This window comes from Bradyrhizobium huanghuaihaiense, from assembly GCF_025200885.1.
GTDB classification, from domain to species: domain Bacteria; phylum Pseudomonadota; class Alphaproteobacteria; order Rhizobiales; family Xanthobacteraceae; genus Bradyrhizobium; species Bradyrhizobium huanghuaihaiense.
Map to the genome: position 1 here is coordinate 7331760 of NZ_CP104172.1, position 13802 is coordinate 7345561.

12 protein-coding genes are annotated in these 13802 nt (G+C 62.9%); 6 read left to right on the forward strand and 6 right to left on the reverse strand.

Annotation, left to right across the window (positions count from 1 at the left end; translation table 11 throughout):
• Nucleotides 1–849: an MBL fold metallo-hydrolase gene (locus N2603_RS34620; protein ID WP_260385648.1), complete on the forward strand. Its 849-nt coding sequence runs from the start codon at nt 1–3 to the stop codon at nt 847–849.
• Nucleotides 850–862: 13 nt separating this feature from the next.
• Here the strand turns inward: N2603_RS34620 and N2603_RS34625 are convergent, their stop codons facing one another.
• The 5 genes from N2603_RS34625 to N2603_RS34645 form a co-directional block, all read right to left on the reverse strand.
• Nucleotides 863–1753, reverse strand: a complete 891-nt coding sequence (locus N2603_RS34625; protein WP_260385649.1) for an aldose 1-epimerase family protein — start codon at nt 1751–1753, stop codon at nt 863–865.
• A 211-nt stretch (nt 1754–1964) separates the two neighbouring features.
• Nucleotides 1965–3278, reverse strand: a complete 1314-nt coding sequence (locus N2603_RS34630) for a UDP-glucose dehydrogenase family protein (protein WP_260385650.1) — start codon at nt 3276–3278, stop codon at nt 1965–1967.
• A 176-nt stretch (nt 3279–3454) separates the two neighbouring features.
• Nucleotides 3455–4396, reverse strand: a complete 942-nt coding sequence (gene fcl, locus N2603_RS34635) for a GDP-L-fucose synthase (protein WP_425248938.1) — start codon at nt 4394–4396, stop codon at nt 3455–3457.
• Entirely contained in the window at nt 4377–5447 is a 1071-nt protein-coding gene (gmd, locus tag N2603_RS34640; protein ID WP_260385652.1) for a GDP-mannose 4,6-dehydratase, read from the reverse strand. Before gmd ends, fcl begins: the two co-directional genes overlap by 20 nt.
• A 157-nt stretch (nt 5448–5604) precedes the next feature.
• Nucleotides 5605–6633: an NAD-dependent epimerase gene (locus tag N2603_RS34645; RefSeq protein WP_260385653.1), complete on the reverse strand. Its 1029-nt coding sequence runs from the start codon at nt 6631–6633 to the stop codon at nt 5605–5607.
• Nucleotides 6634–6911: 278 nt separating this feature from the next.
• Between N2603_RS34645 and N2603_RS34650 the strand changes: the two genes are divergently transcribed.
• Entirely contained in the window at nt 6912–8027 is a 1116-nt protein-coding gene (locus N2603_RS34650; RefSeq protein WP_260424326.1) for a glycosyltransferase family 4 protein, read from the forward strand.
• An 82-nt stretch (nt 8028–8109) separates the two neighbouring features.
• On the forward strand, nt 8110–9270 hold the full coding sequence (locus N2603_RS34655) for a glycosyltransferase (RefSeq protein ID WP_260385654.1): 1161 nt from the start codon (nt 8110–8112) through the stop codon (nt 9268–9270).
• 11 nt (nt 9271–9281) lie between these two features.
• On the opposite strand, the gene N2603_RS34660 is transcribed toward N2603_RS34655, so the two are convergent.
• Nucleotides 9282–9425: a hypothetical protein gene (locus N2603_RS34660; RefSeq protein WP_260385655.1), complete on the reverse strand. Its 144-nt coding sequence runs from the start codon at nt 9423–9425 to the stop codon at nt 9282–9284.
• A 427-nt stretch (nt 9426–9852) separates the two neighbouring features.
• Here N2603_RS34660 and N2603_RS34665 point away from each other — a divergent pair, with 427 nt between their 5' ends.
• From N2603_RS34665 to N2603_RS34675, 3 genes are all read left to right on the forward strand, one after another.
• Nucleotides 9853–11082, forward strand: a complete 1230-nt coding sequence (locus N2603_RS34665) for a polysaccharide biosynthesis/export family protein (RefSeq protein WP_260385656.1) — start codon at nt 9853–9855, stop codon at nt 11080–11082.
• 112 nt (nt 11083–11194) lie between these two features.
• Complete coding sequence (locus N2603_RS34670) at nt 11195–12535, forward strand: glycoside hydrolase 5 family protein (RefSeq protein WP_260385657.1); 1341 nt, start codon at nt 11195–11197, stop codon at nt 12533–12535.
• A gap of 33 nt (nt 12536–12568) precedes the next feature.
• Nucleotides 12569–13765, forward strand: a complete 1197-nt coding sequence (locus N2603_RS34675) for a glycosyltransferase family 4 protein (protein WP_260385658.1) — start codon at nt 12569–12571, stop codon at nt 13763–13765.
• Nucleotides 13766–13802 lie beyond the last annotated feature (37 nt).

The window sequence follows — 13802 nt, forward strand, 5'->3', positions numbered from 1 at the left end:
ATGGAAGTCATATTGCTCGGCACCGGCGGCCCGCGCCCGGACCCGCGCCGGATGGCGACGACCACGCTGATCAGGCTCGGCGATGAGAACATCCTGTTCGACGCCGGCCGCGGCGTGATGGTGCAGCTCCACAAGGCCGGCGTGCCGCTCGGCGCCATCAACACGGTGTTTCTCACCCATCACCATTTCGATCACATCGGCGACCTCTACGACGTGATGCTGAATTCATGGATGCATGGGCGCAAGGACGATCTGCGCATCTTTGGGCCGCCGGACACCGAACGTCTCGTCAACACGCTGGTCACGCAGGTCTACGACAAGGACATCGCCTGGCGCGATCAGGGCGAGCCGACCTTCGGCGGCTGGAAGCCGGTCGTCGCGACGGACATCATTCCCGGTCCCGTTCTCGACACCGGCCGCTGGAAGATCAGCGCCGAGCTCGTCTCGCATGGCGACGGCCTCGACATGTCGCCGGCGTTCCTGGCGCGCTGGATGTGTCTCGGCTACCGCTTCGAGGCGGAGGGCAAGGTCATCGCGATCTCCGGCGACACGGTCCCCTGCCCCGGTCTCGAGCGGCTGGCTGAGGGCGCCGACCTGCTCGTCCAAGTCTGCTTTCTCGCAACGCCCGAGATCAACAACGAACACTTCCGCCGGCTGGCGAAATACACGCTCGCCTGCGGCGATACGGTCGGCAAGGTCGCGGCCAAGGCCGGCGTGAAGAAGCTCGCGCTGACCCATCACCGGCCGCGCACCGACGATGCCATGCTGAAGGCGCTGCTCGCGGATGTGCAGAAGGACTATTCGGGGCCGGTCGTGATCGGCGAGGACCTGACGCGGATCGAGGTCTAAGGGACCGCCGATCTCAGGACGATGCGACGTCGATCCGGAACGACAAGCGCTCTTCCGCGCCAGGCGCGATATGCATCAGGCCGGGTTTGTCGCTGAACTCGCCGTCGAAGCCGGCGGGACTGGCATGGCCGCGCCAGGGCTCGATGCAGAGGAACGGCGCACCCGACGGTTTCGACCAGACACCGAGCTCGCGAAAACCCTGCCAGGAAATCTTGAGCCAGGGCCCGGTCGATGTGCTCGCGCCTGCGGCAAAGCGGACCGCGTTGCTCTCGATCCGGTCGAAGATGATGGCGTCGTCGACGAACAAGGATTCGGACAGGGGCAGCACCGTGTCTTTGACAGGGGTTGTCTCCGCCGCCGCACGCAGCAGGCCGCCGTCGAGACGACGGATCGGAGACGACTCTGGCTTCGAGAAGGTGAGCGTGTAGCTTTCCTTGGGCAGACCGGGCTGAAGCGGCCAGTTGAAGGAGGGGTGGCCGCCGAGCGAAGCCGGCAACGTCTCGCTGCCGATGTTGGCAATCGTGAGTAAGAGGTCGAGACCGGCGTCGTCGATCGTATAAGTGGCCGTCAGACGGAACGCGAACGGATACAGCGCGCGCGTCGTCTCGCTGTCTTCGAGCACCAGCACGCAGCGGTTTTCGCCGCGCTCCGCCCACTGGAAGCGGCTGTCGCGCGCAAAGCCGTGCTGTGTCATCCGGTACGTCTTGCCCTTGTGCCGCAATTCGTCATTGGCGAGACGGCCGACGATCGGAAACAGCAACGGCGCGTGGCGCGGCCAGGCCGGTTCGGCCTGCCAGACGAATTCGACGCCGGCGTCGTTCCTCAGAGAGCACATTTCGGCGCCCTGCGCCTTGACGGTCGCGGTGAGGCCGCCGCTGCGGATCGTGTGCGTGTCGTCGGTCATGACAATCTCCATGGCGGCAGCGAGGCTGACGGGCCAACGCGCAGCCTGATGCGACTGGATCATATCGCATTGGAGTTTGGCCCGTCTTCATCCTTCGAGACGCCCGCCTTGGCGGGGCCCTCAGGATGAGGTCAGGTTTTGCGGCGAGATATTCAACCCTCATGGTGAGGAGCCCGCCAAAGCGGGCGTCTCGAACCATGCAGGCCGACGACTAGTCCTGCGACGAGCGCCCGACGCTCTCGTAGGTGAAGCCGGCGGCCGCCATCTCTTCGGGGCGGTAGATGTTGCGGAGATCGACCACGACGGGCTGCGCCATGGTTGCCTTCAGCCGGTCGAGATCGAGTGCGCGGAACTGGACCCACTCGGTCACGATGACGAGCGCATCGGCGCCTTGCGCGCAGGAATAGGCGTCCTCGCAATAGGTGATGTTGGGCAGCTCACCCTTCGCCTGCTCCATGCCGACGGGATCGAACGCCTTCACCTTCGCGCCCATGTCGATCAGTCCGGTCACGAGCGGGATCGACGGCGCGTCGCGCATGTCGTCGGTGTCGGGCTTGAAGGTGAGGCCGAGCACGGCGATGGTCTTGCCGCGCAAGGAGCCGCCGAGCGCCTGGCTTACTTTCCGCGCCATCGCGCGCTTGCGATTCTCGTTCACGGCCAGCACGGACTCGACGATGCGCAAGGATACGTCGTAATCCTGCGCGATCTTGATCAGCGCCTTGGTGTCCTTCGGGAAGCACGAGCCGCCGAAGCCGGGGCCGGCATGCAGGAACTTGGTGCCGATGCGGTTGTCGAGGCCGATGCCGCGCGCGACCTCCTGCACGTTGGCGCCGACCTTTTCCGAGAGATCGGCGATCTCGTTGATGAAGGTGATCTTGGTCGCCAGGAACGCGTTCGCGGCGTATTTGATCATCTCTGCGGTGCGGCGCGCAGTGAACATCAGCGGTGCCTGGTTCAGCGACAGCGGACGATAGATGTCGCCCATTACCTTGCGGCCACGCTCGTCGGAGGTGCCGACGACGACGCGATCGGGGAATTTGAAGTCGCGGATCGCCGCGCCCTCGCGCAGGAATTCGGGGTTGGAGGCGACGACGACGTCCGCCTTTGGATTGGTCTCGCGGATGATGCGCTCGACCTCGTCGCCGGTACCGACCGGCACGGTCGACTTGGTCACGACCACCGTGAAGCCGGACAGCGACTGCGCGATCTCCTTCGCGGCAGCGTAGACATAGGACAGATCGGCGTGACCGTCGCCGCGGCGCGAGGGCGTGCCGACCGCGATGAACACGGCGTCCGCATCGGCCACCGGCTTCGACAGGTCCGTGGTGAAGTCGAGCCGCTTCGCCTTCACATTCGCTGCGACGAGTTCGTCGAGACCGGGCTCGTAGATCGGAATCTCGCCGCGGTGCAGGGCCGCGATCTTCTTCTCGTCCTTGTCGACGCAGGTGACGTCGTGACCGAAATCCGCAAAGCAGGCCCCGGACACCAGTCCCACATAGCCCGTTCCGATCATCGCGATTCGCATGAAAAACTCTTTCCGTTGAAGACGGATGTTCCACTGAACACCCTAGACCATTTCTCTATCAGGCCGCACGCACAACATTAGGGCAGGTTGCATCGCTCAGCGAATAATCCTTAGCCGCCGCGCGTGACAGGGAGTTGCGGACATCCTCTGAAATGCGCGACATGCAATTGTGCATTCTACGTATGCGAGAGGTACGCCGCATATGCGCGCGTCAGGCCATCGTGAAGCGACGTCGTCGCACGCCAACCGAGCTTGTCGAGGCGGCTGACGTCGAGCAGCTTGCGCGGGGTGCCGTCGGGCCGCGACGTGTCGAAGGAGATCTCGCCGCTGTAGCCGACGATGTCGGCGACGAGGCGCGCGAATTCGCCGATGGTGATGTCCTCGCCGGTGCCGATGTTGACCAGTTCCGCGCTGGAATAGGTCTTCATCAGGTGCACGCAGGCATCCGCCATGTCATCGACATAGAGGAACTCGCGCCGCGGCGTGCCGGTGCCCCAGACCACGACGTTCTTCGCGCCCGACACCTTGGCCTCGTGGAAGCGACGGATCAGGGCGGCGACGACGTGGCTCATTTCGGGGTGATAATTGTCGCCGGGGCCGTAGAGATTGGTCGGCATCACGCTGATGAAGTCGCATCCGTACTGGCTGCGATAGGCCTCCACGATCTTGATGCCCGCGATCTTGGCAATCGCATAGGGCTCGTTGGTCGGCTCCAGCGGCCCCGTCAGCACCGAGTCCTCGCGCAAGGGCTGCGGCGCCAGCTTCGGATAGATGCAGGAGGAGCCGAGGAACATCAGCTTCTCGGCGCGGTTCTGATGCGCGGCCTGGATCACGTTCGCGGCGATCGCGATGTTGTCGTAGATGAACTCGGCGCGCAGCGTGTCGTTGGCGACGATGCCGCCGACCTTGGCGGCAGCGAGGAACACGACTTGCGGCCGCATGCGCGCGAACCAATCGAACACGGCGGCCTGGTTGCGCAGATCGACCTCGCGGCGATCCAGCGTGACGAGCTGGACGTCCTCCGCTGCGAGCCGGCGCACGAGCGCGCTGCCGACCATGCCGCGATGGCCGGCGACGTAGACGCTTTTGCCCTTGAGCTCAAACGGTAGGCTTGCCATGGCCTGCATCCCGCTTCGCCTCGGCCAGATCGCTTCTCATCATCTCCGCGACGAGCTCAGCGAACGTCCGCTTCGGCGTCCAGCCGAGCACCTCGCGCGCCTTGCTGGCATCGCCGATCAGGAGATCGACCTCGGTCGGGCGGAAATAGGTTGGATCGATCTTCACGACCGTCTTGCCGCTCTTCTCGTCGATGCCGGTTTCGTCGACGCCCTTGCCGCGCCAGATGATGCGGCGGCCGACCTGCGCGAACGACAGCTCGACCATCTCGCGCACCGAATGCATCTCGCCGGTGGCGAGCACGAAATCATCCGGCTTGTCGGCCTGCAGGATCTTGTGCATGCCCTCGACGTAATCCTTCGCATGGCCCCAGTCGCGCTTGGCCTCGAGATTGCCGAGATAGAGCGCGTCCTCGAGCCCGACCTCGATGCGCGACACGCCACGGGTGATCTTGCGCGTGACAAACGTCTCGCCGCGGATCGGGCTCTCATGGTTGAACAGGATGCCGTTGGACGCGAACATGCCGTAGGCTTCGCGGTAGTTCACCGTGATCCAGTAGCCGTAGAGCTTGGCGACGCCATAAGGCGAGCGCGGATAGAACGGCGTCGTCTCCTTCTGCGGGATCTCCTGCACAAGGCCGTAGAGCTCGGAGGTCGAGGCCTGGTAGAACCGGGTCTCCTTCTCCATGCCGAGGATCCGGATCGCCTCCAGCAGGCGCAGCACGCCGATGGCGTCGGCGTTGGCGGTGTATTCCGGGCTCTCGAAGCTGACGGCGACGTGGCTTTGGGCCGCGAGATTGTAGATCTCCGTGGGGCGGATCTGCTGCACCAGGCGGATCAGATTGGTCGAATCCGTCATGTCGCCATAGTGCATCAGGAACGGCACGTTGCCGACATGCGGGTCCTGGTAGAGATGGTCGACACGCGCCGTGTTGAACGAGGACGAGCGCCGCTTGATGCCGTGCACGACATAGCCGAGCGACAGCAGATGTTCGGCGAGATAGGCGCCGTCCTGGCCGGTCACGCCGGTGATGAGAGCGATCCGCTCAGCCATGATCCGCTCAGCTTTGGGCCTGCGCCTGGTTCCGGGTCAAAAGGGGTTCGGAGGACGGATAACCACCGTTCGCGCCCGCTGACAAGGTCACCGGCGGCCAAAAGCGCAAGAACCACCGTAAAGCCGGACGGCACGCAAGGTGCCGCCGATCGCGGAATCAGAGCCCGTGATACTTGCGGTACCATTCGACGAAACGGCCAAGGCCGTCCGCAATCGACGTCGACGGCGAGAAACCGACGTCGCGCTGGAGGGCGGAGATGTCGGCGCGCGTCTCCAGGACGTCGCCGGCCTGCATCGGCAGCAACTGGCGGATCGCGGGCTTGCCGATGATCTTCTCCAGCGTCTCGACGAACTCGATCAGATTGACCGAGCGGTTGTTGCCGATGTTGTAGACGCGGTACGGCGCATAGCTCGACGAATTTTCCGGCTGCTCCGCGTTCCACGCAGGATTCGGCGCCGCGGGCCGGTCGAGCGTGCGGATCACGCCTTCGACGATGTCGTCGACATAGGTGAAGTCGCGCCACATGTCGCCGTTGTTGAAGATCTTGATCGGCTCATTGGCGAAGATCGCGCGCGTGAACAGCCAGGCGGCCATGTCGGGCCGGCCCCACGGACCGTAGACGGTGAAGAAGCGAAGGCCGGTCACCGGCAGCTTGTGAACATGCGCGAAGGTGTGCGCCATCAGCTCGTTCGCCTTCTTGCTCGCGGCGTAAAGGCTGACCGGATGGTTCACCGAATGCTCGGTCGAATACGGCAAGGTGCGATTGGCACCGTAGACGGAGCTCGACGAAGCGTAGACGAGATGCTTGAGGCCATGGCGCCGGCCGGCCTCGAGCACGGTGACGAAGCCGTCGCAATTGGCGCGGATACTGGTGATGGGATCGTCGATCGACGCACGCACGCCGGGCTGCGCCGCCAGATGCACGACGCGGTCGGGCGAGACCTCGTCGAACACGCGCGTCACCGCGGCGAAATCAGCAAGATCGATCTCGTAAAATTTGAAACCCGGACGGTTCTCGAGCGTTGCAAGACGCGCACGCTTCAGAGCCGGATCGTAATACGGTGTGACTGCATCGATGCCAACGACCTGCTCGCCGCGAGCCAACAGCCGTTCACAAACGTGCATTCCGATAAAGCCGGCAGCACCGGTCACGATCACTGGCCGCAAAGTTGTCACCTCGTTCATTCCGCGCATGCAATGCCAGACCAGGACATGAGAGGCAAGGTTTGGACGATTGCGACAGTCATCAAATCAGGCGCCCATGTAAGCGCATCGAAATGTGTAGGAAACATGATGGCGCCATGCATCGTCGCATGCTATCGGCCTCGCGAAGATGCTCGGACGATAGCGCCAACTGTGCTACAGGTCATGGATCATCTCTTCGGCGCGAATGCTTAGTCTTGAGGCAACGCTCGCGCCAGACACTCACCAAGAACAAGTCCCCCACCAAGAAAAGATCGGCTTTGAAACTTTCCATCAACGGCAGGTTCCTGTCACAATCGCTTACGGGCGTGCAACGCTACGCCGCCGAAATCGTCAAGGCGATGGACCGCTTGCTCGCGAGCGGAGAGGCTCCACGACAACTGGTGGACGCAGAGTGGCAGATTCTCGCGCCACCGAATGCGCAGACGCTTCCCGGTCTTCGCCGCATCAAAATCAAGCAGGTCGGATCGTTGCAGGGCCACGCGTGGGACCAGATCGACCTGGCGCGCGCAGCCGCCGGCACGCGCCTGATCAGCCTTGCCAATTCCGGCCCGGTGCTCCATCGCGACCACCTGGTCGTGATTCACGACGCGCAGGTTTTCAGGCGGCCGGACTTCTTCAGCTGGCGCTACCTCGCCTTGCATCGGACGCTCGACCATATGCTGGCCCGCGCCGCAACGATCGCAACAGTTTCCGCGTTTTCGCGCAACGAACTTGCCGAGGTGCTGTCGCTGGATCCCGCCTCGATCCCCGTCATTCCGAACAGCGCGGAGCACTTCGCGACCGTCGCGCCGGATTTCTCGATCATCGACCGGTTGCGTCTTGCGCCCCACCAGTTCTTCCTCTTCGTCGGCTCGATGACGAAGAACAAGAATGTCGACACCGCCGTTCGCGCCGCCGAGCGGCTCGGCCGCGCCGATTTTCCGCTGGTCGTGGTCGGGGGCGACAACAGCAAGGTCTTTGGCGACAGCGCCACCGAATCGCGCACCGGCATCGTTGTCGCCGGCCGCCTGACGGACGAGGAAATCGCGGCGCTGTTCGCCCGGGCGGCGGCGTTCGTTTTTCCAAGCCTCTACGAGGGCTTCGGCATCCCTCCCCTGGAAGCGATGTACTTCGCCTGCCCGGTGATTGCGAGTTCTGCCGCGGCGGTGCGCGAGACCTGCGACGATGCCGCCGTCTATTTCGATCCGCTCGATGCGGACGGGCTGTCGGCGCGAATGCACGAAAGGATTGTACTCGGCAGGATTTCGCCTGCGGAACAGGAGAGGCAGCAAAAGCGCCTTGCGACATATTCCTGGGCCAAGTCGGCCGCAGCAATGCTCGAATTCCTCGCCAAACTGGATCCGCAAACCGCATCGGGGCGCCTCGTACAATGAAGCGGCCCAAATATTGCTGCTTGGCGGCGCTAGATGTGTGTCCGCAAGATCCGGCGCCTGCAAGTCATGGAAGGAATGACCGTTGTCCAGCGGCCTGAAAATTCTGCATGTCGCCGAGACGGTCAGAGGCGGCATTGCGACCTACCTCAACGAGTTGCATCCGCATCAGTGCGCCAGCTTCGGCCGCGGCAACGTCAACTATGTAGTTCCGTCCGACCATCGCGGCGATCTGGTGAACATCGAGGATGATGCCGTCACCACGTTTCCGCGCGAGGGCCGCAACGCGCTCGGCCTGTTTCGCATGCTGTTCGCGACGATGCGCGCGGTCCGGCAGCTGCGGCCCGACATCATCCATCTTCACTCCTCGTTCGCCGGGCTCGTGGTGCGCCCGGTGCTCTGGCTGACCTATCGGCGTTCGCGAATCGTCTATTGCCCGCACGGATGGGCGTTCGGCCGCGAGACCGGCCGCCTCAGCCGCGAGGTCACCAAGTTCACCGAGCTGGTGCTGTCGAAATTCACCCATCGCATCGTGTGCATCTCGGAGAGCGAGCGGACCGACGCCATGCAGGTCGGAATCGCGGCGAATCGCCTCGTTCTTGTGCACAACGGGATTTCCAGACAGCGTCCCGTGCTCGACCAGAGCGCAGCACCGTGGCGGTCGGAGAAGATCAAGGTCCTCTTCATCGGACGCCTCGACCGCCAGAAGGGGTATGACCTCCTGATCGAGGCCGCGCGCGCGCTCGGAAGTACGCTCGACGTGCGTCTGATCGGCGCTTCGGTGGTCAGCAAATTCCACCGAAGCGACCTGCCGGCCAACGTGACATTTCTGGGCTGGATGAATCGCAACCAGATCGAGGCCGAGCTCGACCAGGCCGACATAGTCGCAATTCCGTCGCGCTGGGAGGCGTTTGGCCTGGTCGCGATCGAGGCAATGCGTGCGGCCAAACCGATCATCGCCTTCCGCATCGGCGCCCTACCGGAAATCGTCGAAGACAACGCGACGGGCGTGCTCTGCGACGAAGTCTCGGCGGAAAAGCTGGCCGAAGGTTTTCAACGCGCGACGCGAATGGACCTGCCTGCGGTCGGCCGGGCCGGCTATGAGCGCTTCGCCCGCCTCTACGACATCGAGCAGACGCACCGGACCTTGAGTCAGGTCTATGCCGACGTCCTGCACATGCGCCAGAGCGAATCCGGGCAGCAGGCGAAGCTGCAGTCCGACCTTCCGAACAATCTGCGACCGTGATGACCGGCCGATCAGGCCATGCGGCGGCCATCTTCCTGCGCGAACTCGCCGTCGGTCACCCGATTGTCGGAGAACGACCAGGCGATTGCGGACGCAACGATCATCGCGCAGGTGAGAAAGCCTGCTGCGAACAGCAGTGATCCGGTCTGCAGCATCGTCTTTCGCCTTCCCTGTTGTTTGACCGTGCAACTAGCCGGATCAGGATTAGGAAGACCTTACGGACGCCAGCGTGACGCCAGCTTCCGAATCTAAGCGTTAATGGAGGCGAAATCCCGCCGCAGAAATTTCCGCCGGCAGCCGATCACGCGAGCACTCGAACCATCATCGCGCACGCGACCAACAAGTTCGACAACAGCCTCAATCGTGACATCGATCCGACACGTGTATGTTTAGTTTGCAAACTGCTTATGAAACAGGAACCCGTCGCACAGATTTTGAACAGGCCATTCTTACGTGAATCGCAGTTCACAAGTGGCAATAAGGTCACAGCCATGAGTGCTTTACCATAAAGTCGAAGACGTAGCAGTGACTCAGCAGCACGGGATTTGTACGGTGTTTCCGATTTTAAATGAGTACGAGGGAATGGCGGTGGCTAAGACCGAACGTTTTTCTTTTGATTTCGGGATTAGCCGAATCCTGGCAGCAGCTGCGATCAGCGTCTCCCTGGCGGGTTGCGCGGGCTTCATTCCCCTGGACGCGCCGGATGCCGTCGCCACGCACACCAATGCCGCGCTGGTCACCGAACCGTCGGCGCCGCTCGCCTATGCCCTGATGCCGGTCAATCCGTCGATCCTTCAGGCGACCAACGCGTTCACGGACTCCTCCGGAATGGTGTTCTCGCGTCTTCCCGGCGGCAATTATCGCGACGTCACGATCGGCATCGGCGACATCGTCACCGTGACCGTGTACGAGGCACAGGCCGGCGGCCTGTTCATTCCGCGCGAAGCGGGCGTGAGGCCGGGCAACTTCGTCGACATTCCCAGGCAGCAGGTCGACCAGTCCGGCAACATCAACATTCCCTACGCCGGATCGATCAAGGTCGCCGGGCTGACGCCGCGCGCGGTTTCGAACATCATCCGCGAGCGCCTCAAGGACCGCGCCATCGACCCGCAGGCCGTCGTCAGCGTCGCCGAACAGCGCGGCAACCAGATCAGCGTGCTCGGCGAAGTCAATTCGCCGCTGCGCTTTCCGGTCGACCCGGGCGGCATTCGCCTGATGGGCGCGGTCGCGCGCGCCGGCGGCCCGAAATATCCCTCCTACGAGAGCACGATCACGATCAAGCGCGAGGGCCGCACCTACAGCGAGTCGATGTCGTCGGTGGTGCACCACCCCGACCAGGACGTCCTCCTCGCGCCGGGCGACGTGGTCTTCCTGACCCGCATTCCGCGCGTCTACATGGCCTTTGGTTCGACGCCGTCGCCGGGATCGATCGGTGGCACCAATAACCGCCGCTTCACTTTCGAGAACGACAACATGTCGCTGGCGGAAGCCATCGCGAAGGCCGGCGGTCTCGACGGCAACCGCGCGGACTCCAAGTCCATCTACGTCTACCGCTTCGAGCCGAAGCCGCTGCTGGAGAGGATCGGCGTCGACGTGTCGCAGTTCCCGACCAAGACGGTGCCTGCCGTGTACAAGTTCGACATGAGCAAGCCCGACGGCTGGTTCCAGGCGGATACGTTCAGGATGCGCGATCATGACGTGATCTCGGTAGCGGAATCGCCGTCGACCGAATTCGTCAAGCTCATGAACCCGCTGAACGCGGCGAGCGTCAACGCGGACAACATCAGCTCGGTGGTCGTGAACTCCAAATAGCCCAACTCAGCGCGCTCAATGACGAGCGCGCAGACAAGGTCGCCTCACCCCATTGGGGCCACAGAAGAGGACTAGCCTTGTCGGGTTGACGCGAGCAGGAGTAGATACGAGCGTGACGGAGCAAAAGAGGAAACGCGCGACGCGTCGTTTCCGGACGCTGATATGTGGGCTCTGCGCCGCGGCCGGCCTCGTCTATCCTGCGAACGCGCAGAATGCGCAACCACTCGATCAGCGCTTCCTGCTGGGCGTCGGCACGCATCAGGGCCTCGGAGGCGTCACCAGCGCTCGCGGCTACGTGCCCGCCACCGCCATCAAGCAGATGAAGGAACTCGGGGTCACCTCGTTCCGGGACGACTTCCCCTGGTCGGATTTCGAGCTGCCCGGCAAGCGGCTCGGCTTCAATGCCCTGAACGGCCGCCTCGAAACCCAGATCAGGACCAGCGGCGGCATCCCGCTGCTCATTCTCGGCGCCGGTCATCATCTCGTCCCGAACTCCGATCCACCGACGACCGACGAAGCGCGCCAACGATTCGTCGCCTACGCCGCGACGGCCGCGCAAGCGGTCGCGATGCGGCAGCCGATCTTCGAATTGTGGAACGAGTACAATCTGCGCGCGCGCGCAGAGTCGCAATTCACGGTCGAAAATTACGTGACGCTTGCCCGTCTGGTGCAGCCCGCGGTCAAGCAAGCGGCCCCTTCCGCGCCCTTCGTGATCGGCGCGCTCGGCGACGATCCCGGCTGGAAATTCACCGACGCGCTTCTGAAGACCGACGTGGCTCGCATCGCGGACGGCATGTCGATCCACATCTACAACCATTGCCTGCCGCCGGTCGGGCGCACCGCGACCGAAGCGATCGAACGGCTGGAAAACTTTCATCAGCGCGTCGCACAGGCGACCGGCAATCCCAACTATCCGATCTATCTGACCGAGACGGGATGGCCGACACCAAACGCGAAATGCGGCGTCAACGAGCAGCTGTCTGCCGACAACATGGCGCAGATGATCCTCTGGGCATCGACCGCAGGTCCCTGGCTCAAGGGGATATGGCTCTACGAGCTGAAGGACAGCGGGACGAAGCCGGGCGATCTCGAGGACAATTTCGGCATCTATCATTTCGACAATTCGCCGAAGCCCGCGGTGTGCTCCATTCGCGAAAGCTGGGCGTTCGTCCGCAACAGCCTGAAGGCGACGCGAACCACACCGCTGCCGGGTGTCGTGCAGATCCGCAGCGAGAGCGGATCGGACACGAAATTGGCGCTGTGGTCGGAGAATCCGTCGAAGCGCTTCGAGGTTCGATTAAAAAGTGCAGAAGCGAATGTCGAGATCGGCTATGTATGTCAGCAAGCGGCAAGTTCTGCGCCTGGCGCCTGGACGGCGTTGTCGACGACGCCGCTGCTTGTCAGCGTCAAGGGCTCGGCCGTGCCGGATTTCGAGATTCGGCCATCGAACTGACGCTGCGGCTGGCTGCTGAATCCGGGGCTCCCCTTGAAGATACTGATCGTTAACACGCTCTATCCGCCAGAAATCATCGGCGGTGCCGAAGTGTCCGTGTCGTTGCTGGCGGAAGCGCTGGTCCAACGCGGCCACCAGGTTTCGGTGGTCTGCCTTCAAAACAAGCAGGATCGCAGCGTCGACGACATCAAGGGAGTGCGGGTGTATCGTGTGCCGCTGGACAACGACTACTGGCCGTTCGGCAACGACAGGAAGCCTTCTTCAGTCCAGCGTTTGAAGTGGCATCTTCAGGATACCTGGAACCGCAAGTCCGCGGCGCGCTTCGCCGAAATCCTCGACATCGAGAAACCGGAGGTCGTCCACACCAACAACCTCACCGGATTTTCGGTCTCGTTGTGGTCGGAGGCCAAGCGGCGCAACATCCGGATCGTACATACGCTGCGCGACTATTCCCTGCTCTGCAAGCGTTCGACCTTGTTTCGCGGAGAGGAGACATGTGCGCAGCGCTGCACGCTGTGCGCCGCCATGACCTCGCCCTATCTGCTGGCCTCGCGCATGGTCGACGCCGTAGTCTCGAACAGCCAGTTCGTGCTCGACCAGCACACCAAACTGAAATATTTCCCCGGCACCGACGGCCGCGTCATCTTCAACATCGCCGATCCGAGCTCGGTGGTGCCCTCTCCTCCCTCAAGCTCGGACGATCTGATCTTCGGGTTTATCGGCCGGCTCGAGGCCGAAAAAGGTATCGAAGTAGTCCTCAAAGCCACCGAGCAGCTCCCCAACGAGGGGTGGCAGCTGAAAATTGCCGGAAAGGGACTTGAGGACTACGTGCGGGCGCTCAAGAGCCGCAGCAGGGGCAACATCGAATGGCTCGGCTTTGCCCGGGCGGCCGAATTCTATGCCAGCATAGACGTCTGTCTGGTGAGCTCGGTCTGGCCGGAGCCGCTGCCGCGGACGTTGATCGAAAGCATCAACGCGGGCCGGGCGACGATTTGTTCGACCGCGGGAGGGATTCCCGAGATCGCGGGGTTTTCCAATATGGTCGGGTCCTACGAGCCCAACGACTATAAGCGACTGGGAGAATTGATGCTGAAGGCCCTCAACGAGAGATCGCGCTGGAAGGTTGCGCGGCCTCCACAGCCGGGATTTGCCGAAAGGTTCTCGGCAGATTCGGTGACAGGACAATATTTGGACGTCTATTTGAATAACAATCGAACCAACCGGCAATAAGCCGAAACGGAGATTTCAGAAAGCCATTTGGCTGGAA